Here is a 21,843-nt window from a genome sequence, read left to right on the forward strand (position 1 = left end):
ATTTCTAAGTTTAAAGAGTACAGTGTCTTCGTTTTTTATTGAATCAACTTTTACATGTTGGTTCAATATTTTCTATTCTCTTGGAACTTAGTTCTCGTTTACTTCTCACAAAAGCAATAAAATCTATTATCTCTTCTGTTGACAGTGCTTCTCCATCTATTAAAAGTGTTGGATCTGGATCGTTTAGGAGTCTTGTAATATCAATTACATCTTTGTGTTGATGTGAATGTTCAATTCGACCTAATATATAATCTACAGATGTATCAAATAAATCGGCTATTTTTGATAAAGATTGTAATGAAGGTAATCTATAACCATTTTCATACCCGGCATAGGTGCTTTTCGCAATCCCAAGTCGATCTGCTGTCTCTTGTAAGGACCATTTTTGATTTTTTCTTAATTTAGATAAACGTTCCAGCATTCGTCTCATACCCCATCTAATTTTATTAAATTAATTATAACATAGAAAAAGAATCAAGAATAGAAAAAAGTACGCGTATTGAATACAAAATCTTGATTAATTCAAATTAAGTTCTATAATGATAAATATAAATACGCATTACGCGAACGATATATCGTTGTTTATTTTATGGAGGGGTTGTGTATGAAGAAAATTTTATTACTTGCAACTGGTGGGACAATTGCATCTGTGGAGGGGAATGAGGGGCTTGTTCCAGGATTGTCCGCTGAGGAATTATTGAATTATTTTTCGAAGTCTTCTCGAAACTTAGAAATAGATTGCAAAATCTTAATGAATATTGATAGTACCAATATGCAACCTGAGCACTGGAAAGAAATAGCTAATGCTGTTTTTAATCACTATGATGACTATGACGGGTTTGTGATTACACATGGAACGGATACGTTAGCTTATACATCTTCCGCGTTATCTTATATGCTTCAAGGTTTAAGAAAACCAGTTATTTTAACAGGTTCACAAGTACCTATTAGTTTTAAAAAGACAGACGCAAAGAAAAATGTAGCTGATGCTCTTAGATTTGCCTGTGAGGATGTTGGGGGTGTATTTATTGTTTTTGATAGTAGGGTGATTATTGGGACGAGAGCAGTTAAAATGTGAACAAAAAGTTATGATGCATTTGAAAGTGTGAATTATCCATATGTTGCTGAGGTAAATGAAGATGAACTGAAATATCATTGGAAGCCAAAGTCCTCCCATAATGAACTTTCAATAAATACTAATTTATGTACGGATGTTTTTCTTATGAAATTGTATCCAGGTACAAAACCAGAGATATTTGATTGTTTAAAAGATTTGTATAAAGGGGTTATTATTGAAAGTTTTGGTAACGGTGGATTACCTTTTGAAGGAAGGAACTTGCTTTCGAAAATTCAAGAGTTGACTGAAATGGGGATTGCTGTAGTGATTACTACTCAATGCCTGGAAGAAGGAGAAGACATACTTCTCTATGAAGTAGGACGGAAAGTGGCACAACATCAAGTAATATTATCTGGAGATATGAATACGGAAGCCATCATAGCAAAATTGATGTGGGCGCTTGGGAAAACTAATAAATTAGAAGAGATTAAAAAAATTATTGAAGAGCCTTTAGCCTACGATTTAACAATAAAATCTGATAAGGATTGGTAATGACTTCATATGATTTATTTAGGTTTTACATTTAATATGGGGGAGAAATTAAAATGGCAATGACAAACAAGAACGTGCGAGTGGAGAATGATTTTTTGGGAGGAAAGGAATTACCTATTGAGGCATATTACGGAATTCAAACTTTACGCGCTGTTGAAAATTTCCCGATTACAGGGTATAAAATTCATGAAAGTTTAATTAAAGCGTTCGCAGTTGTAAAAAAAGCTGCAGCGCTTGCCAATACAGATGTAGGAAGATTGGAATTAAACAAGGGCGGTGCCATCGCAGAAGCTGCTCAAGAAATTCTTGATGGAAAATGGCATGATCATTTCATCGTAGATCCAATCCAAGGCGGAGCGGGTACTTCAATGAACATGAATGCAAATGAAGTCATGGCCAATCGTGCTCTTGAATTATTAGGGATGGAAAAGGGAGACTATCATTATATTAGTCCAAATAGTCATGTAAACATGGCGCAATCAACAAATGATGCATTCCCAACGGCGATTCATATCGCAACATTAAACGCATTAGAAGGCTTATTACAAACGATGGGTTATATGCACGATATATTTGAATTAAAAGCAGAACAGTTCGACCATGTGATTAAAATGGGTCGTACACATTTACAAGACGCTGTGCCAATTCGTCTTGGACAAGAATTTAAAGCATATTCTCGCGTACTTGAACGTGATATGAAACGNAAAATGGGTCGTACACATTTACAAGACGCTGTGCCAATTCGTCTTGGACAAGAATTTAAAGCATATTCTCGCGTACTTGAACGTGATATGAAACGTATTCAACAATCGCGTCAACACTTATATGAAGTAAATATGGGGGCAACTGCAGTTGGTACAGGCTTAAATGCAGATCCAGAATATATTGAAGCAGTTGTAAAACATTTAGCTGCAATTAGTGAACTCCCGCTTGTCGGTGCAGAAGATTTAGTAGATGCGACGCAAAATACGGATGCGTATACTGAAGTATCTGCAGCACTGAAAGTATGTATGATGAATATGTCTAAAATTGCGAATGACCTTCGCTTAATGGCATCAGGTCCTCGTGTTGGTTTAGCTGAAATTATGTTACCAGCTCGCCAACCAGGTTCTTCTATTATCCCAGGGAAAGTAAACCCTGTTATGCCAGAAGTAATTAATCAAATTGCGTTCCAAGTAATTGGTAATGACCATACAATTTGCCTTGCTTCAGAAGCAGGACAATTAGAATTAAACGTTATGGAACCAGTACTTGTTTTCAACTTACTGCAATCGATTAGCATTATGAATAACGGTTTCCGTGCCTTTACAGATAATTGCTTAAAAGGAATTGAAGCGAATGAAGATCGCTTAAAAGAGTATGTTGAGAAAAGTGTAGGAATTATTACAGCCGTGAACCCTCATATCGGTTATGAAGCAGCAGCTCGCGTTGCGAAAGAAGCAATCGCGACAGGGCAATCCGTTCGAGAACTTTGTGTGAAAAATGGTGTACTGTCACAAGAAGACTTAGAATTAATTCTAGATCCATTCGAAATGACACACCCAGGGATTGCAGGAGCAACTCTTTTAAAGAAAAATTAAAAGAAGAGGGGGGAGAAGTCCCTCCTCTTTGTTTACAATATAAGGATGTTATACGTGAATAGAGGTAGGGAGATTATAAGTAAGTATACAGTGGCGTTTAATGGTTCATAGAAACAAAATTAAGAGGAGCAGCAATATAATCAACATCACTTTTAAATAAAGAGGATTTATTAAAACATCCTATCATGTTAACAACAAGTTTACATGAATCTTTATAAATAACTATGACCAACCATGAATCAATAGTTGGCCATAATGATCTTAAAGACCCATATCTTTTAATCCAGGACTATGCTCATTTGGCATTTCAGGAAGTTCTGGTACAGGAAAACCTTTTGGCGGGTCAGTTACTGCTAATGTTCCTTTGTTTCTACTTGGTGATTCACCTTGGAATATTTCTCCCATTCTTGTTGGATCTAAGCTAAAATTAAATTGTGCGTTATGGAATCCCATGTCTACATACTTTCTGCACTCTGGGTATTTATTAATATCATAGTTCGGCACAGGGAAGAGTTTTCCCCATTCAACACCCAATGTCTCTAAAGCTTTTGCGAAAGCATTTTGATGTGCATTATCACGTACAATTAAAAATGCAAGAGTTTCTCTAAATGTTTGATTAGAACTCATTTCATAAATTCTAGTCTTTTGAAGTACGCCTGTAGATTCAAGTACGACATTATCTAGTAAATCGCTAATTAAGTTTCCATGACTATATACCCAAGATCCATTCCACGGATTTCCAGCTGCATCAACAGGCAATGAACTTTGAGCACCTACAATAAAGTGGTGAGGGTTTGCATGTTTAACCGCTTCATCAAGCGGTGCTTTGTCAATACCAGCATTTCCTGGCGTAGGTTCACCAGATCCAGTTAGTAGCTGATTAATTGTATGTTGTACAAGTTCTACATGGCTTATTTCCTCTAAAAAAACACCTCGAAGTAAATCGCGATATTGCTTCTCTTTACCTCTAAAATTTGAGCTTTGGAAGAAATATTGCATCATTGTACGCATTTCCCCATAATGCCCGCCTAATATTTCTTGTAAAACTTTTGCAGCAGCTGGGTCTGGTTTATCCGGCTTAATCATATTAATTATTTCCTCTTTATAATAAAACATGAAGTACACCTCTTTTAAGTTAGTTAACATTGTTATCGTGTCCGCTATTTGGTTGCTTAATACTTTAATTCATGTTTTTACCAATTATTTATTAACTCAAAATGCAAAGTTTTTGAAAATAACTATTTTAGATTTGAGATGAAAATAGGGGATAGATACTTATCTTTTCATTAAGAATAATGAATTGTAGCTTCAAGGCTTCAGAATGACTTTTATACAATCATCTTCACGATTATTAAAAATTTGATAACCGTAGCTCGCTTCTTCAAGGGGGATTTTGTGTGTAATAATCTCTTTTGGATCAAATTCTTTATTTGTTATTTTTTTAAATAGTTCCGGCATAAAATGAATGACAGGTGCTTGTCCCATTTTAAGATTAATATTTCTAACCCAAAATGCCCCGAGTGGAAATGCATTATAATTGCCACCATAAACGCCAGTCATTTGAACCGTTCCATATTTCCTTACGGCTTTCGTAGCGATTTGAATAGGGCCGAGAGTTCCGCCTTGTAGTTTCAATTTTTGTTCCAGAAATTCTAGAGGCGATTTTTTTCCATCCATTCCCACGCAATCAATGACTACATCGGCACCGCCATGTGTAATTTCCTTTAAATGTTCTCCCATATCTGGAAATTTTGTAAACTCAAATACCTCAACATTGTTAATCTTTTTTGCGTAATTCATTCGATAATCTAAGTAATCCACTGCTATTACGCGCTTAGCACCTTGCATCCAGGCAAATTTTTGTGTCATTAATCCAACAGGTCCACAACCAAGGACGATAACGGTATCACCTGGCTTAACGCCTGCGTTTATTACACTCCAATAGGCTGTTGGTAAAACATCTGATAAAAATAGTAGGGATTCATCTTCAAGATCGCATGATTCCGGTATAACAAATGGAGTGAAATTTCCAAAAGGAACTTTTAAATATTCTGCTTGTCCGCCTGGATGATTACCAAATTTCTCCGTATAACCAAAGTATCCACCAGAATCGTAATGAGGGTTTGAGTTATCACATTGACTTTCCATTTCATGTTGGCAATAGAAACAATGTCCACAAGAAACGTTGAAGGGGATGACAACACGATCGCCTTTTTTCACTTTAGTGACATCTGGCCCGACTTCTTCAACGATTCCCATTGGTTCATGGCCGATAATGTATCCTTGAGGTAAGGGCATGTTACCTTGATATAAATGTAAATCAGAACCGCAAATAGCGGTTGAAGTAATTCTTACAATAATATCATCTTTTTTCTCTAACTTTGCATCATCAACTTGTTTAACTTGTACTTGATTTGGTCCTTGATAGGTTACAGCTTTCATCTCATATCTCCTTTTGGATTATGTCTCAAAACATAATTTTATTTAATCTCTTGGTGAAATAGAAATCTTTCTTTTATTTACTGAAGGGAATTAGGAAGTATACATAGTGTTGTTATGAAAGTATGTTATATCAGTTATTCTTTCTTATATGTTTTGCCCTACTTTAAGAAAAAAATCAATTTTTATTCATAATCTAATTCCCACAAAAAGGATAATTATTATTTCATAATTTGTAGCATATTAAAAACATCGGAGGTGAAACAATATGGCAAACAATAATAGTGGAAGTCGTAATGAATTGTTAGTTGGAGGTGCTGAACAGGCCCTTGATCAAATGAAATATGAAATTGCACAAGAGTTTGGTGTACAACTTGGTGCAGATACAACAGCTCGTTCAAACGGATCTGTTGGTGGTGAAATTACAAAACGTTTAGTAGCAATGGCTGAACAACAACTTGGTGGTAGAGCTAACCGCTAAGTAAATTGGCATACAATATAGCAGATATGTAAATCAATTTCTTTTGTATATGTATAAAAATAAAAACCCTTATAGTAAATGGATTCTCACTCAAAGATTATTGATAATCTTCTTTCATAATCTTTGAGTATTTAATTTGTAAACTACTTTCCTAAACAATAAACACGCAGTGTTGGAAAGGTGTTTTCCATGCATAATAGAAAATCTTTTGCAGGAAAAAGCATACTTAAAAATTTGATTTCAATATTGAAATCAATATTGATTATGATATTTTCGAAAGGGAGGAATTTAAAAATGGGTATTTTAAGTGGAAATCCTCAAAATGAACCGTTACATTACGGAGAAGTATTTGATATTTGGAGTTATCTTCTAGCTGCACAAGGTGGAATCGCAAGCCATCAAGTGTTTATGAATCACACAGGTGACGAAGATTTGAAGAAGTTTTTAGAAAGCTTAATTGAAAATGATATGAACTCGGAAATAGAAGAGTTAAAAACTCTTTTAAAGGTTAATGGCGTAGCTTTACCGCCTGCTCCTCCAGAACGACCAGTTGCATCTATCGAAGACATTCCCCCAGGGGCACGTATTAATGATGCTGAAATAGCAGCAGCTGTTTCTACAGGATTAGCAGCTGGACTTGTGACATGTAGTCAAGTGATGGGAAAATGTCTTCGAGAAGATGTAGGGATGTTATTCGGACAATTTCATATGAAAAAAGCGCAAGCAGGTGTAACTTTGCTGCGTTTAAGTAAGAAAAAAGGGTGGGTAGTTCCACCACCGTTACATGTAAGAAACTCTGATCAAGCTTAATAACCAAAAATAAAAAAGTGGCATTGGCCACTTTTTTATTTTTTAGATGTATCCCCAATTTTGGATTTATTTATTGTAGAAGAATCCATATATTCATCTGACATTTCCATAGCATATTTATCATGATGAATATGCTTGTGATTTCTTAATTCATCGTCGTTACGCAGCACTAGTCTCTTCATATAAATGTGGAAGAAAATTTCTGTTCCACCAATAATTAAAGCGGCTATAAATGAAGAAAGTCCAATATTACGAGTAGTGTCTAAATTAGTGAATAAGTATGTTAGTAACCAAATTCCGAAAAAAGTTAAGCCGAAATCTGCAATTGTAGCAATCATATTTCCGTATTTAGGTAAAATGAAGAGATCGCCGATTAAATAGGCAGCCCCTGTTAAGAAAAGAGAAATGAGTAATACTCTAGGAATTGAAATGCCTTGAAAGATACTGAGTACGATAAGTAATACTGCAGTTATCGCTGTGTATTTAATTAATAAAGCAACAATATGTTTCATCATTTTCCTCCATTATTTAAACGTATATGGAATAAAAGATTTCATTAAAAACGGGTTATGCTATATAGCGTAACCCATTTTAATCAACCTTTAATGGTAAGAAGTACAACCTGGGTAAGAAGCGGGCTTATACTACAGATAGTATTTGAGGAATATCGAGTTTTATTCACAAGGCGTAGTTCTATTCTAATAATAGAGATGTTGCCTAAGTACAGTGTTTTTTATTAAACTTAATAATTTTTTCCGTTTTGATTTTGTTTCTTAAATATAAGAATAAAAATTATTTTCATGCTTAATGTATCTTTTAGTCTACATATTTTCCATAATCGGGTAAAGCGATTTTATCAAATTCTTGAACGAGTGTTTTGAGGCTTGTTGATAGCAATTCACCCGACATCGGTATCCCATGTCCAGTAACAGCGGTTAGAGGCTTTAACTTCTCTAGCTTAATAACTGACTCTTTAGCGGCTTTCCAGTCTGTTGTTAAATAACGAGGCGGACCGCTTATTTCCTGTTCTTGAGTTATTACTTTATACAGATACTCCTGTTTCACTGTAACAAAAGCGTCCCCAGCAATTAAAGTTCGTTCTTTTTCTCGGAATAATGAAATATGCCCTGGAGTATGTCCTGGTGTATGAATCCATCTAAACTCTGGCATATGGGGAACAGTTCCATCGGTAGGTAGCGCTTTTACGTTATTTCCTAAGTCAATTGGTTCGTCTGGGAACAGAGGAGACATTTTTGCTACCATACCACCTTCAACTGTAGGGTCTGGTTCTGGATAGCTTTGTTGTCCGGTCAGGAACGGTATCTCCATCTGATGTGCATAGACGGGAACATCCCAATACTTGATGAGTTCAATTATTCCCCCAACATGATCAAAATGGCCGTGAGTTAAAATAATGGCTTTTGGGCGACTATTGGTACCAAATCGATCCTCAGCGATAGAGATAATTTTATTTGCACATTTAGGCATTCCAGCATCAACTAAAACAAAATCATTGGTCTCAGGATTTCCAGCAAAGCATATATTGACGATTTGAATCGTGTAACAAAATAAATCAGGCAATACTTCAATGCCATGACCACTTTCAATTGAAGTTGCTGGAATAAACTTGTAATCACTTCCATAATTCATTTCATTGTCCAATTTTTCTCCCCCTTAATATATTTTAATACGACATTATAGTTCCCTAATCTTGAAAATTCATTTTGGCGAATTTGAGAAAAGAATTAATGTGGGATTAAAAAACAATAATTTAGTCCTAGAATTAAGAGAGATTCATATCAATTTATATAAAGTGCAAACAGGAAATATTGATTTTACAATTGTAGTTTCTACTATTTTTTGAGGAGGGATTACGAGTTAATAAAAGATTCATCTGGATATTATAATGTAAGTTTATACAAAAATTACATAACAGTAGCTGATATAAATCCATTAAATAAGACGATTACTTGTATCGATGCTTTTCATAATCAAAGAATGTTTAAGTTTGGAGATATAATTGAAGTGAATTCGAGGGGATAAATAAAAAAGATTATCTCTTCCTAACTTAATTATATCATGTAAATTAAGTTCGAAATAGACTGTTTCTTCTCATTTACTACTGATACAATCAAGAACACAAGTAAAGTAAGGAGAGATGTTACATGAGTTCTTTCGTTCTCGATTTTCAGGAAATAGAAAACACGTACCTTTCACTTGTCGGTGGAAAAGGTTTGAATTTAGGGGAGTTATCCAACATTCAAGGGATACAAGTGCCAGAAGGATTTTGTGTTACAACGATAGGGTATGAAAAGGCCATCGAGCAAAATGAAGGGCTTCAAATTTTGTTGCAGCAGCTAACGATGCTAAAAATTGAGGAACGAGATCAAATTTGTGAAATTAGTAAGAAGATTAGAGAAGTCATTATGGCGGTGGAAATTCCAGTTGATGTAGTGGAATCAGTAGCTCATCATCTCTCTCGCTTTGGCGATGAACATGCGTATGCAGTGCGTTCGAGTGCTACTGCTGAAGATTTACCGTATGCCTCGTTTGCTGGTCAACAAGATACGTATTTAAATATTATTGGAAAAGAAAGCATTTTGCAGCATATTAAAAAATGCTGGGCTTCTTTATTTACAGATCGAGCGGTTATATACCGAATGCAAAACGTTTTTGATCATAATCAAGTTTCTATATGTGTTGTCGTTCAAAAAATGGTTTTCCCTGTGGCTTCAGGGATTTTATTTACTGCCGATCCGATTACTTCGAATAGGAAGGTGTTGTCAATCGATGCCAGCTTTGGACTTGGCGAGGCGCTAGTATCTGGATTGGTTTCTGCCGATAATTATAAGGTAAAAGAAGATGAAATCGTCGGAAAGGTCATCGCAACGAAAAAATTAGCCATCTATGGACGAAAAGAAGGCGGAACAGAGACAAAGAAAATTGCTCCTAATCAGCAAAAAGTTCAAACACTTACTGAACAACAAATTTTACAACTAGCACGCATCGGAAGACAAATCGAAGTTTATTTTGGTTGTCCGCAAGATATTGAATGGTGTTTAGTTGATGATACATTTTATATAGTCCAAAGCAGGCCGATTACGACTTTATATCCAATTCCAGGAGTAAATGATGGGGAAAATCATGTGTATATATCGGTTGGTCACCAACAAATGATGACCGATGCGATGAAACCACTTGGGTTATCTTTTTTCTTGTTAACGACTAGTGCCCCTATGCGTAAAGCGGGAGGCAGGTTATTTGTTGATGCTACGCAACAATTAGCTTTACCTGCTAGCAGAGATTACTTAATAAACACTTTAGGAAAATCGGATCCACTCGTAAGAGATGCATTAACGACTATAATCGAGCGAGATGATTTTATTCAATTGTTACCGGATGATGAAAAAGGAAAGAGTGCTAGTAAAAGTAAGCAACCTGCAAGTTCGCAAACAGAAATCGAAAATAATACGGCAATCGTTACGAATTTAATACAGAATAGTCAAGAATCGATCGAAGAGTTAAAACGAAACATGCAAACGAAATCAGGTGTGGATGTATTTGATTTTATTTTGCAAGACATCCAGCAATTAAAGAAAGTATTATTTAACCCGCAAAGTATAGCTGTTATTATGGCTGGTATGAATGCTTCAACATGGATGAATGAAAAGATGGAGCAATGGCTAGGTGAAAAAAATGCAGCAGATACACTTTCTCAATCCGTACAAAATAATATTACTTCAGAAATGGGTTTAGCATTATTAGATGTTGCAGATGTGATTCGGCCGTATCCAGAAGTCATTGCGTATTTACAGCATGTAGAAGATGACAGCTTTTTAGATGAATTAGTTCAGTTTAAAGGCGGGGAAAAAGTTCGGGATGCAATCGAGGCGTTTCTAAGCAAATATGGAATGAGATGCAGCGGAGAAATCGACATTACGAAAACGCGCTGGAGTGAAAAGCCAACAATCATTATCCCGATGATTTTAAATAATATAAGAGACTTTGAAGCTGGCGCTAGTAAGCGAAAGTTTGAAGAAGGACTACAGGAAGCTTTGAAAAAAGAAGAAGAGTTAGTAGATCGATTACAAGACTTGCCGGATGGAAAACAAAAAGTAGAAGAAACGAAGCGAATGATTCGCAACATCCGTAATTGTATCGGTTATCGTGAATATCCAAAATACGGCATGATTAATCGTTATTTTATATATAAGCAGGCGTTATTGAAAGAAGCTAAGCAACTTGTGCAGAGCGGGGGCATTCATGAAGTTGATGATATATACTACTTAACTTTTGAAGAACTTCACGAAGTCGTCCGCACAAATAAACTAGATTACGAGCTTATTCATAAGCAAAAAAATGAGTACAAATTATATGAAAAACTAACGCCGCCGCGAGTTATGACGTCTGATGGAGAAATCATTACAGGTAAATATAAACGAGAAAATCTCCCAGCTGAAGCAATAGTAGGTTTGCCTGTTTCTTCTGGAGTGATTGAGGGGAGAGCACGCGTTATTTTAAATATGGAAGACGCGAATTTGGAAGAGGGAGATATATTAGTTACGGCATTTACCGATCCTGGCTGGACACCTTTGTTTGTTTCTATAAAAGGGTTAGTAACAGAAGTCGGTGGGCTTATGACGCACGGAGCAGTAATTGCACGTGAGTATGGATTACCAGCAGTCGTCGGAGTAGAGAATGCTACGAAACGAATAAAAGACGGTCAACGAATTCGGATACATGGAACAGAAGGGTATATTGAAGTGTTGTAAGTAAAAGAGCATCCACTATTATAGTGGATGCTCTTTTATTATATAGCTGACTTATTTCTTTAAACCAGCCGCATAAAAAGGTCCATGAACTGCAATAGTTGATAAAAAGCGAGCAATCTCCTCAGGTGTTTCTTTTTGTCCATTATTTAACCATTGCTGTATGACACCTATATGTGCAGATGCCATATAAGAAGTTAAGTATTCGCTTGGAACAAGTAAATTTTCCTTATTAATGAGAGGACCATTCGTATCTTCAAATAATGTTTTCCACATAAAATCTTTCAGTTTTGTTTGGAAAGATAAATCTCCATTTGGGCTAAGCACAGCTCTCATAAAATCACTATTTTCATTTAGAAATTCAAGAATAGAAGTGATAAGTATAAATGGCATTGTTGGAGAAGGATTTGTTCCAAGATCAGCAATAACTTCCGGGAATTTCTGTTTGGCAATTTTAGAAAACTCGTACATAATGTCTTCTTGGCATTTTGTCATTAAATCAAATTTATCTTGATAGTGCGCATAGAAAGTACCGCGATTAATGTTTGCTTTCGTTGTAATATCTTTCACTGTAATGGCGTCAAAACCTTTTTCTTCAATTAGCTCCACCAATGCATTTCGTATGGCGGTTTTCGTACGAACAACACGCAAATCTAAATTGCTATCGCGCAACGCATGTCCCTCCTTAATTTTACTCAACACATTTAGAAAATGTGTCTTATAACCGACACATTCCCGATTTTTGATTATTGTATATGGTTCAACTCGAACATATAATTCAAAATATAAATAAACAACACGTTGTTGATTATTATAAATCAAATTAAAGGAGGAAAAAAGAAAATGTTTAAAAATAAACTTTTATTTTTATCACCAGTTATTGCACTGCTTGTTGTTTTTATTTTTTCATTAACGTTATTTCCAACTGTTCAACCGCAGCCGAAAAACTTGCCAATTGCAATTGTAAATGAGGATCAAGGTGTAGAAATTCCAAATCAACCGAAAATGAATATGGGGCAAACAATTGTTGATACGGTGAAAAAATCATCGAAATCAGATGAAGAACCTGCGGTAAAGTGGGTAGAAGTGAAGAATAAGGAAGCAGTTCAAAAAGGGCTAAATAATAAAGAGTATTATGCAGCGTTAGTCATTCCGAAAGAATTTAGTGCAAAACAAGCATCGTTACGAACACCACAGCCATCTTCACCTGAGATAGAAATATATATTAATCAAGGAATGAATACGGCTGCATCAACTATGGCAGGACAAATATTACAGGCGATCGTTGATAATATGAACAATAATGTCCGTACACAAATATTAGAAGGGTTGAAAACAAAAGGAGCTACTGTAACAACAGACCAAGCTGAGAAATTAGTAACACCTATTGTAAAGAACGTGAAAAATGTGAATGAGGTCGGCAAAAATAGTGCGAACGGTAACTCACCAATATCATTATTCCAGCCGTTATGGATTGCAAGTTTAGCTAGTGCAGCGATTATTTTTATTGCGATTAGTAAAATGCCAGTAAGCTCAAGAAAAGAAAACTTTCTGTTAAAAGTAAAACAAATCGTAACAGGGGCTATTGCGACACTTGTAATTGGGTTTGGTCTTACATGGATTGCAGATGGGATGGTAGGGTTAAATATTTCGAACTTTACGGATACAGCTCTATTCTTATCTATTACTTCTTTTAGTTTCTTCTTAATGATATCTGCGGTACTTTCATTAGTTGGACTAAAAGGAATCGGTTTATTCGCTTTATTACTATTCTTCGGAGCGCCGTTATTATCGTTAGCACCTGAGATGTTGTCTCCGTTTTATCAAGACTGGGTTTACTCATGGTTACCAATGAAATTTATGATTGAAGGCCTAAGAGAAATCTTCTTCTTCGGAAAAGGATTAAGCTGGAATACACCTGTTACTGTACTCGTTTGGATTGGTATAGTAAGTATGGTTACTATATTAGCAACTACATTCAAACGTAGTGTAGTAAAAGGGCATAAAACAGAATTGAACGCTTAAAAAAAGCCGTTTCACTAAATTAGTGAAACGGCTTTTTTGTGATGAAATCTAAAAGCTGAAGAATGAGTATCTGCTGTTGTCGCCTTAGAATTAAGTCGGAATCTCTAAAAATCGCGTACGTTCCAAACAATCTCACCACGTTCATCATCCCACGTACTGTGATGACGCTTAAATCCTATCTTTTCTAGTACCCGGAGTGAAGCGATATTCCAAGCGCCTACAGTCGACCAAAGTCTATGGCGCCCAGTAGCAATCGCAGCGTCCAGTACAACGGATGCCGCCTCAGTTGCATAACCTTTACCATGGGCGCTGCGGAACAACTCGTATGCAATCTCCGGCTCTTCAAGTGTGGAACGACCAATAATTAAGCCGCAGTATCCGATGAAATCGCCTTCATTGCGCCTTCGAATAGTGAGAAGGGAAATGCCATTTTCCTCTGCCTTCTTGCGCATCTCAATGAGCCGGTTACGAACGGAATCAACGGCTGGAATGTCCACACCACGTTCGCCAATTAATTTGCTCAGCCAAACGGAAGCGGATTCCTCCCACATACTAAGCTCAAGTCTTTCGGTTTTCAGCTGGAAGGCCATAGGTTTAAATAAAGATGGCATAGTGGTACCTCCTAGTTATATGACTGGATTCATAATAGCTTCGCATCTCAACACCACATCTGGTTGGAAACCTGATTCATTCGCGAATTTATAGCAACAGCGTACAAAAAAATAGTGATATTTTATCCGCTATTTGCCGTGTAGTAAAATCCCCATTGATTATAGTTTCACTTTATGAATAAGCAATTCCTTTGCAAAATAGACCCTTTTCTCAAACTTTACTTTCAATCTAAAGTCGTCCCGTTATATACACAGGCTCCTACTATTTCTAAATGCATAAAATGTTAAGCGAAAGTATGGAGGGATACGATGTATAATTCGAATTATTATGATTGGTATAGACAAAATGATAAGTTGATTAGTGATATTGAAAAAGCTATAAACGGAGAGTATAGCGCTATAAGCTGCTATGCAAAATTAGCGAATATGGCTCCAAATCAAGTAGAACAAAAACAAATTCTTGAAATTCGTAATGATGAAATAAAGCATTTCCACAACTTTGTATAAATTTATACGAGTTTAACTGGTAGGCAGCCAAAACCACAAATTACTGAAGACTGCCCAAATACGTATTTACAAGGATTAGAGTTCGCTATACAAGATGAACAAAAAACAGTAGATTTTTATTTGGAAATTTCAGATGAGACATCGGATGCACATCTGAAAGGGTTGTTGCGGAGAATAGCTGCGGATGAACAAAATCATGCAGTATGGTTTTTATATTACTTCGTGAAGTCGAAGTGAGCATTAAGAATGAACGACTGATGTGGTGCATATATTAAAAAATATTTTAAAACGTAGTGCAACAATTGAATGAAATATTTAAATGTAAGCAGAAGGAAACCGTTTCGCTAGTAGTGGAGCGGTTTTTTTATGATGTACATATGTATCGACAAAATATAGTAATTACATTTGATATATAATGTATGAAATGAAAATGAATAAGTTAGGAGCAAGCATATGAAAAGAGGGATTACAGTAGATATTCTAGATGGATATGATAATTTACTTTGGAAAGTATTAAAGCCAATTGATATTACTGTATTTGATTGGCAAGTCATGGGAAGGGAGGAAGCTTATATAATAATAGGGAATGAATTAGGTTCAGAGTTATTTTCAGAAGATAACGAGATTATGGAAGGATCAGAATTAAAAAAGCTAATAAAAGATAACATATATTATCTTTTATTTTTAGATTTAAAAGCATGTCCAAAAGGAGAGGTACTAGGAGAAATTGCAACATTTGAAGAATTTAAGGAGAGTAAGTGTGAAGTAGTCGTATTAGTAGCGGATGGTGAGTATATACAAATTTATGCGAAAAACCAAGAAGAGATTGAAATGATGTATGAAAACGCAGTGAATCAAGGATTTTATGTAGAATATATTACAGATGAAAATGATGGAAGGATGCATTTGTCAGTATGGTAGCAATTTGAAAGGGGAACGGCAATATGGAGAGAAATATAAGTAAAGAACATGAAATTCGAATTGCTACTGAAATTGAAAGTGATAGTATTCTCCTTTTATTAAAAGAAGTAGCGCAATGGCTACAATATAAAGAAGTGGATCAGTGGCAGTATCTTTTAGGAGAGGAAGCTACGGCTGAAATACTAGAATGTATAAGAGAAAAATATACATATGTTGTTCTGAAAGAAGATGAAATAGTTGGTACGGTTACAGTTTCTCCTAAACAAAATGAATGGGATGAACATATTTTTGGTAAAGAGGAAGTTTCTAATTCATTATATATTCATAGATTTGCGGTGAAACGGAAGTATAAGGGAAATGGAATAGGCGAATGGATTTTACAGTGGGTAGAAGAGAATGTGCAATGTGATAAAGAGTATTTGAAGTTAGATTGTGTGGGGCATAATCGTACGTTGAATGATTTTTATAAGAAAAATGGTTTTGAATATGTTGGAAGTACGGATGGGCTTAGTAAGTTTCAAAAGAAAAGGAGAATGTGAATGCATCTAATTAATGTAAGTTTAGTTGAAAAGTTAATACAGGAACAGTTTCCCGAATGGGCCCATTTAGAAGTGAAACCTGTAAAGTTTAGTGGGCATGATAATAGGACGTTTCACTTAGGGGATGAGATGAGTGTAAGATTGCCAAGTGATGTGGCATATGCACCGCAAGTAGAGAAAGAAAATAAGTGGTTACCACTATTAAGTAAGAGGCTTTCTTTACCGATTTCTACCCCACTTGCGAAAGGAAATCCGTCTGAAGCGTATCCATTGCCTTGGTCTATTAATAAGTGGATAGAGGGGGAAACAGTTACGAAACAAAACGTTCGTGATTTAAATGAATTTGCAGCGGATTTAGGATCTTTTTTAGTAGAATTGCAATCTATTGATGCGAGTAACGGACCTTTAGCTGGAACACATAATTTTTACCGGGGCGGACTTATATCGGTATATGATGAAGAGGCGAGAGTTGCTATTGAAAATAATAAGGATGTTTTTGACGAGGCATTATTAAAGCACCTTTGGAATGTAGCACTTAGTTCAACATGGGACCGTAAGCCAGTTTGGGTTCATGGAGATGTAGCGCCAGGGAATTTACTCGTTAAAGATGGAAAGCTTTGTGCTGTAATTGATTTTGGTATTTTAGGAGTAGGAGATCCTGCATGTGATGCGGCGATGGCTTGGACATTTTTTGATGAAAATAGTAGAAACGTATTTAAAGAAGTGTTACGTATGGACGAAGAAACATGGAATAGAGCGAGAGGATGGGCACTTTGGAAGGCGTTAATTACATATGACGCAAATAAGGATAGTAATGAGAGGGTGGCAGAAGAATCTTATCGTATCATTCAAGTGATTGTGGATGATTATAAAGGGGAATAGAAAAGCCTATTTTAAAATAGGTTTTTTCATATGATTAAATAGTAGAAACGGAAAGAAGGAATATAACATAATTATACAGAATATTTAGATGATAGGAGGTGTCGAATTTTGAGTGAAATTGAATTAAAGAGCAATATAATTAAGGCAGGGCGAGAGAAGGGGATTATTCTCCGGTTTATACTTGCTAGTCTCGTTGGAGTGTTTATGTTTTTCGTTCCTGTTACGATAAACGGTGCATCGTCTATTATGATTGATCATATCGTATCGTGGATTAGGGCTTCGGTTCCTGACGTAGTACCTTATTATGCATTATTTGTTATGGCAATTGGTGCGATTTATCCATTTTATACGAAGAAATGGAATGCATCTATCGTAGACATTTGTTTTTCTATTTTAAAAGTAGTTGGCGTTGTTTTTGGTATATTATATTGTTTAAAAGTAGGACCAGCTTGGTTCTTTGCGCCAGATGTTGGACCGTTTTTGTATGAGAATCTAGTCATATCAGTAAGTTTGCTCGTTCCAATTGGCTCGGCGTTTTTAGCGTTATTAGTCGGATATGGATTGCTTGAATTTATCGGTACATTTTGTCGTCCGATTATGAGGCCATTATGGAATACGCCGGGGAGATCGGCAATCGATGCAGTTGCGTCCTTCGTTGGAAGTTATTCGCTTGCCCTCCTTATTACGAATCGCGTGTATAAAGAAGGAAAGTATACCACAAAAGAAGCGGCGATTATCGCTACAGGATTTTCTACAGTATCCGCTACATTTATGATCATCATCGCAAAAACATTAGATATTATGCATTTATGGAATGTTTATTTTTGGACTACGCTTGTTGTAACATTCATCGTGACTGCTATCACCGTAAGAATCCCGCCCCTCAGTAGAAAACCAGATACATATGTAACAGAAGAAGGGTTCCCAGAGCCTGTTTATAAAGAGAAAATGTTAGAATGTGCTTGGGAAGATGCGTTAGAAGTATCAAAGTCTGCACCGAGCATTATGAAAAATATTGCAGTGAATTTAAAAGACGGATTTATTATGACGATGGGAATTTTACCATCCATTATGTCAGTAGGATTAATTGGTATCGTCTTAGCGAAGTTTACGCCAATATTTGATTGGATCAGTTATATTTTCTATCCGTTTACATGGCTATTACAATTACCAGAAGCAGACTTAGCCGCTAAAGCCGCATCAGTTGGTATTGCAGAAATGTTTTTACCGTCATTATTAGTTGTAAGTGCGCCACTTGTGACAAAGTTTGTCATTGCAGTTGTTTCCGTATCATCTATACTGTTTTTCTCCGCTTCCATTCCTTGTATATTATCAACAGATATTCCGTTAAAAGTATCTGAACTTATTATTCTGTATGTGCAGAGAACGATTTTAACGTTGCTTATCATTACGCCGATTGCTTATTTGTTGCTTTGAACTAGAATGTAAGTTCTAAATATATGACGTTTACTAACTTGTGTAAATGAATATTTATTGTAAAATCGTAGGTAGTGCGAAATTATAAGTGCGATGCTTGAATAAAGGCATCGCATTTTTTATTTTTAGATGTACTACACGTTTACGAAAAAATATTTTTATATATTAATAAAACGATATTGATGGTATGTTATAGTAACAACAAAGGGGGCTTACAAATGGAAATTATTCACGAAAGAGCAAAGTTGCGGTTAATGGATAATACTGATGTCGAAACTTTGTTTTCGATTGTAGAAGGAAATCGGGATATTTGGGCGTATTTAATCTCTAAAATGGATAGTGTGCAAGATATGCAACAATACGTTCAAAAAGCGATAAAGGGTTACGGAAGAGGTACTCAAATACCTTTGGTAGTCGTAGATCAACAGACGAATAAGATTGTAGGAAGTACACGTTTATATAATATTTCAGTAGAAGATAAGACAGTTGAGTTAGGGCAAACGTGGTATCATCCGAGTGTGCAACGTACGAGTATAAATACAGAGTGTAAGTATATGCTTCTCCAGTATGCTTTTGAAAAACTGCATATGCTTAGGGTACAAATTAAGACGGATGCAAGAAATGAAAAAGCACAACGAGCAATTGAAAGGTTAGGCGCAGTAAAAGAGGGTGTGCTTAGAAATGAAAGAAAATTACCGAATGGTTATGTGAGAGATGCGGTGGTGTACAGTATTATCTCGAGTGAATGGCCAGGCGTAAAAGAACAATTGTTAGAAAAATTAGAGTTATATAAAGAAAAGGTATAATTCGTGTTTTGAAAGGTATATTGTTCGTGAGGTATGAAAAATATACCTTTTTTCTTACAAAATGCTACTTTATTTTAATTCCTTTTGTTTCATCGTTCCCTTCTGAGAAAAAATTCGTTACAATGTAGTTGTATGGTAATAAACTTATGAATTTAAAAAAATGTAATGAAAACCGCAAATGAAAATGAATTGATAATCCTCAATTTTAAATGAAAACCCTTTTATATATAAATAACAAGTAAAGTTCCTTCTTTTAAATAAACTCAAACAAAACGATTTGATATAAATGTTTTTTATAGAAGTATGGATGATGTACGGAGGCAATTACAAATGAAAGAAAATAAGAAGAGTAAGAAAAGACGAATCTTTCAAGTATTTTTACTAATGATTTGTTCTGCTATTTTATATGTAAGTTATGCAGCTTACGATATTTGGAGTTATCGTTTTAAAGCAAATGATGACGTGAAAACGGATGCTGGTATCGTACTAGGCGCAGCTTCATGGAACGGAAAACCATCTCCTGTATTTAAAGAAAGAATTAATCATGCGATTTCTTTATATAGGAACGGAAATATTAAAAAGATTATTTTTACAGGTGGTACAAAGTTCGAGGCAGAACTTGAGGAAGCACGTACTGCAAGAGTATATGCAATGAAACAAGGTGTAAAAGAGGAAGATATTTTAATTGAAACAAAATCCCTTTTCACTGAAGAAAATTTAAAGAATGCGAAGCAAGTTGGAATAGAGAACGGAATACACACATACACGATTGTAAGTGATCCACTTCATATGAAACGCGCAATGAGAATCGCAAAACATATTAATATTGAAGCATATGCTTCACCAACGCCGACATCAGCATATAAAACGTTAGATACAGAAATACCATTCTTCTTTAAAGAATTATTCTCGTATATTGGATATGTAACCTCTTTGCCGTTAAAAGCATTGAAGGGGGACTAATATAAGAAAAGGATCTATCCTTAAATAGGAACTTTTCTTATTAGTCAAAAACATTGTATTTTTATCGGAATAGTGAAACAATAGAGAGGTAGCTTCATATAATCATAATGACAAAATGAACGGTTTATGAATCGAGCATAAAGTGAAACTTTAATCAGTGGGTGGGTTTCTCACTGATTATTAGTTGAACCAATCGGGCGTTTACGGGCAGTTGATCTCCCGCCTAACTTCCTTTGCTTCACCTGAATTTTTAGGTGGGAGTTTTACTGCCCGCAAATAGCGGGATAAAGGAGATTATAGTATGGCACTCTCATTTGTTGAAACAGAAGAACAGTCTTTAATTATTGAGAAAATAAATAAATTGATTCCGAAGTTCATGGAAAGGGAGCATCAGCTAAGTGAATTAGGATCATTTCCGTATGAAAATATAAATGATTTGAAAGATATCGGATATACGAAATTAACGTTACCGAAGGAATTTGGTGGTAGTGCCATTTCTTTATATGACTTCGTTTTATTTCAAGAGAAAATCGCGGAAGGCTGTGGAGCTACTGCATTATCGATTGGCTGGCATCTTGGCATTGTGAAGGAGCTAGCGGAAAATCGCTCTTGGAATGATGAGATGTTCAAATGGTTTTGCGAAGAAGTACGTAATGGTGCGCTCTTTAACAGGGCAGCAACAGAACCGAAAACAGGGAGTCCGACGCGTGGCGGCAAACCAGAAACAATAGCGGTTCAACAAGGCGAGAAGTGGGTTATAAATGGAAGAAAAACTTTTACAACGATGGCGCCAGTACTTGATTATTTTATTATTTCAGCAAGTATGGAAGGCCAAGAAGAAGTTGGTGAGTTTGTTATTCCAAGAAATACACTCGGTGTGTCTATTGAAGAAACGTGGGATAGCGTTGCAATGCGAGGGACTGCTAGCCACGACCTTCTCTTACAAAATGTAGAGATAGACAACCGCTTTTTTACGGATGTAAAAGGCGGGAAAGTGAAACAAAAGGGTATTGGCTGGTTGCTACATATACCAGCATGTTATTTAGGAATTGCACAATCAGCAAGAAATTATGCAGTTCAGTTTGCGGGATCATACAGACCAAATAGTTTAAACCATTCTATTAGTTTATTACCGAATGTTAGAAGATTAGTTGGAGAATTAGAACTCGAGCTTATGCAAGCTCGCGTCTTTTTATATCAAATTGCGAAAAAATACGATGAGGCAGAAGATAAACTGTCACTGCAAGCAGAATTAGCGGCAGTGAAATACGCCGTAACAAATGCGGCGATATCCATAGTGGATAAATCAATGCGCATCGTAGGAGCAAAAAGCTTATCAGAAAAAAATCCGCTCCATCGTTACTATTTAAACGTCAGAGCAGGATTACACAATCCACCGATGGATGATGCAACATTGTCTATGCTGGCGGATGCGGCGTTTCGGTCGTAGTTTTTAAAGCTTAT

18 protein-coding genes and 4 pseudogenes are annotated in these 21,843 nt (G+C 35.8%); 15 read left to right on the forward strand and 7 right to left on the reverse strand.

Features of this window, described 5'->3' with window-relative positions; translation table 11 throughout:
* Positions 1–43: 43 nt before the first annotated feature.
* Complete coding sequence (gene ansR, locus ASE54_RS11620) at positions 44–421, reverse strand: HTH-type transcriptional regulator AnsR (RefSeq protein WP_000893566.1); 378 nt, start codon at positions 419–421, stop codon at positions 44–46.
* 183 nt (positions 422–604) lie between these two features.
* Here ansR and ansA point away from each other — a divergent pair.
* From ansA to ASE54_RS36850, 3 pseudogenes are all read left to right on the forward strand, one after another.
* Positions 605–1,609, forward strand: a pseudogene (gene ansA, locus ASE54_RS11625) (asparaginase).
* A 53-nt stretch (positions 1,610–1,662) separates the two neighbouring features.
* Positions 1,663–2,217: pseudogene (locus tag ASE54_RS36845) on the forward strand (lyase family protein); the annotation flags it as partial.
* A 96-nt stretch (positions 2,218–2,313) separates the two neighbouring features.
* Positions 2,314–3,189: pseudogene (locus ASE54_RS36850) on the forward strand (lyase family protein); the annotation flags it as partial.
* 261 nt (positions 3,190–3,450) lie between these two features.
* On the opposite strand, the gene ASE54_RS11635 reads toward ASE54_RS36850, so the two are convergent.
* Entirely contained in the window at positions 3,451–4,305 is an 855-nt protein-coding gene (locus tag ASE54_RS11635; RefSeq protein ID WP_000500336.1) for a manganese catalase family protein, read from the reverse strand.
* Between the two features lie 192 nt (positions 4,306–4,497).
* On the reverse strand, positions 4,498–5,631 hold the full coding sequence (locus ASE54_RS11640; protein WP_000649089.1) for a zinc-dependent alcohol dehydrogenase: 1,134 nt from the start codon (positions 5,629–5,631) through the stop codon (positions 4,498–4,500).
* A gap of 265 nt (positions 5,632–5,896) precedes the next feature.
* Here ASE54_RS11640 and sasP point away from each other — a divergent pair, with 265 nt between their 5' ends.
* Positions 5,897–6,109: a small acid-soluble spore protein, SasP family gene (gene sasP / locus ASE54_RS11645; RefSeq protein WP_000002835.1), complete on the forward strand. Its 213-nt coding sequence runs from the start codon at positions 5,897–5,899 to the stop codon at positions 6,107–6,109.
* Positions 6,110–6,403: 294 nt separating this feature from the next.
* The gene (locus ASE54_RS11650; protein ID WP_000512140.1) at positions 6,404–6,919 is read left to right on the forward strand and encodes a DUF3231 family protein; all 516 of its coding nucleotides are present in this window, start codon (positions 6,404–6,406) and stop codon (positions 6,917–6,919) included.
* A gap of 35 nt (positions 6,920–6,954) precedes the next feature.
* Here the strand turns inward: ASE54_RS11650 and ASE54_RS11655 are convergent, their stop codons facing one another.
* Positions 6,955–7,431 carry a YndM family protein gene (locus tag ASE54_RS11655; protein ID WP_000680680.1) on the reverse strand — a complete coding sequence of 159 codons (477 nt, stop codon included), beginning with the start codon at positions 7,429–7,431 and terminating at the stop codon, positions 6,955–6,957.
* Positions 7,432–7,735: 304 nt separating this feature from the next.
* Entirely contained in the window at positions 7,736–8,581 is an 846-nt protein-coding gene (locus ASE54_RS11660) for an MBL fold metallo-hydrolase (protein WP_000368265.1), read from the reverse strand.
* A gap of 503 nt (positions 8,582–9,084) precedes the next feature.
* Here ASE54_RS11660 and ppsA point away from each other — a divergent pair.
* Complete coding sequence (gene ppsA, locus ASE54_RS11665; protein WP_000094219.1) at positions 9,085–11,691, forward strand: phosphoenolpyruvate synthase; 2,607 nt, start codon at positions 9,085–9,087, stop codon at positions 11,689–11,691.
* Positions 11,692–11,742: 51 nt separating this feature from the next.
* Here the strand turns inward: ppsA and ASE54_RS11670 are convergent, their stop codons facing one another.
* Complete coding sequence (locus ASE54_RS11670; RefSeq protein WP_001205690.1) at positions 11,743–12,360, reverse strand: TetR/AcrR family transcriptional regulator; 618 nt, start codon at positions 12,358–12,360, stop codon at positions 11,743–11,745.
* 171 nt (positions 12,361–12,531) lie between these two features.
* Between ASE54_RS11670 and ASE54_RS11675 the strand changes: the two genes are divergently transcribed.
* A complete protein-coding gene (locus ASE54_RS11675; protein ID WP_000475846.1) occupies positions 12,532–13,713 on the forward strand; it encodes a DUF3533 domain-containing protein in 1,182 nt (393 codons plus the stop codon).
* Between the two features lie 104 nt (positions 13,714–13,817).
* On the opposite strand, the gene ASE54_RS11680 is transcribed toward ASE54_RS11675, so the two are convergent.
* Complete coding sequence (locus ASE54_RS11680; RefSeq protein ID WP_001139516.1) at positions 13,818–14,324, reverse strand: GNAT family N-acetyltransferase; 507 nt, start codon at positions 14,322–14,324, stop codon at positions 13,818–13,820.
* 309 nt (positions 14,325–14,633) lie between these two features.
* Between ASE54_RS11680 and ASE54_RS11685 the strand changes: the two are divergent.
* The 8 genes and pseudogenes from ASE54_RS11685 to ASE54_RS11720 all read left to right on the forward strand — a co-directional run bounded on the left by ASE54_RS11685 (position 14,634) and on the right by ASE54_RS11720 (position 21,829).
* Positions 14,634–15,068: pseudogene (locus ASE54_RS11685) on the forward strand (ferritin-like domain-containing protein).
* A 216-nt stretch (positions 15,069–15,284) separates the two neighbouring features.
* On the forward strand, positions 15,285–15,752 hold the full coding sequence (locus tag ASE54_RS11690; RefSeq protein WP_000820198.1) for a DUF2691 family protein: 468 nt from the start codon (positions 15,285–15,287) through the stop codon (positions 15,750–15,752).
* 23 nt (positions 15,753–15,775) lie between these two features.
* A complete protein-coding gene (locus ASE54_RS11695; RefSeq protein ID WP_000440746.1) occupies positions 15,776–16,291 on the forward strand; it encodes a GNAT family N-acetyltransferase in 516 nt (171 codons plus the stop codon).
* Positions 16,292–17,173 (forward strand): aminoglycoside phosphotransferase family protein, encoded by an 882-nt coding sequence (locus tag ASE54_RS11700; RefSeq protein ID WP_000550180.1) that lies wholly within the window; start codon positions 16,292–16,294, stop codon positions 17,171–17,173.
* Positions 17,174–17,281: 108 nt separating this feature from the next.
* Positions 17,282–18,610 carry a YjiH family protein gene (locus tag ASE54_RS11705; RefSeq protein WP_001289410.1) on the forward strand — a complete coding sequence of 443 codons (1,329 nt, stop codon included), beginning with the start codon at positions 17,282–17,284 and terminating at the stop codon, positions 18,608–18,610.
* A gap of 218 nt (positions 18,611–18,828) precedes the next feature.
* A complete protein-coding gene (locus ASE54_RS11710; RefSeq protein WP_000402590.1) occupies positions 18,829–19,416 on the forward strand; it encodes a GNAT family protein in 588 nt (195 codons plus the stop codon).
* Positions 19,417–19,746: 330 nt separating this feature from the next.
* The gene (locus tag ASE54_RS11715; protein ID WP_000662217.1) at positions 19,747–20,379 is read left to right on the forward strand and encodes a YdcF family protein; all 633 of its coding nucleotides are present in this window, start codon (positions 19,747–19,749) and stop codon (positions 20,377–20,379) included.
* A 301-nt stretch (positions 20,380–20,680) separates the two neighbouring features.
* Positions 20,681–21,829 carry an acyl-CoA dehydrogenase family protein gene (locus ASE54_RS11720; protein WP_001218363.1) on the forward strand — a complete coding sequence of 383 codons (1,149 nt, stop codon included), beginning with the start codon at positions 20,681–20,683 and terminating at the stop codon, positions 21,827–21,829.
* Positions 21,830–21,843 lie beyond the last annotated feature (14 nt).

The sequence above is a fragment of the Bacillus sp. Root131 genome (assembly GCF_001429475.1).
Classification (GTDB): domain Bacteria; phylum Bacillota; class Bacilli; order Bacillales; family Bacillaceae_G; genus Bacillus_A; species Bacillus_A thuringiensis_S.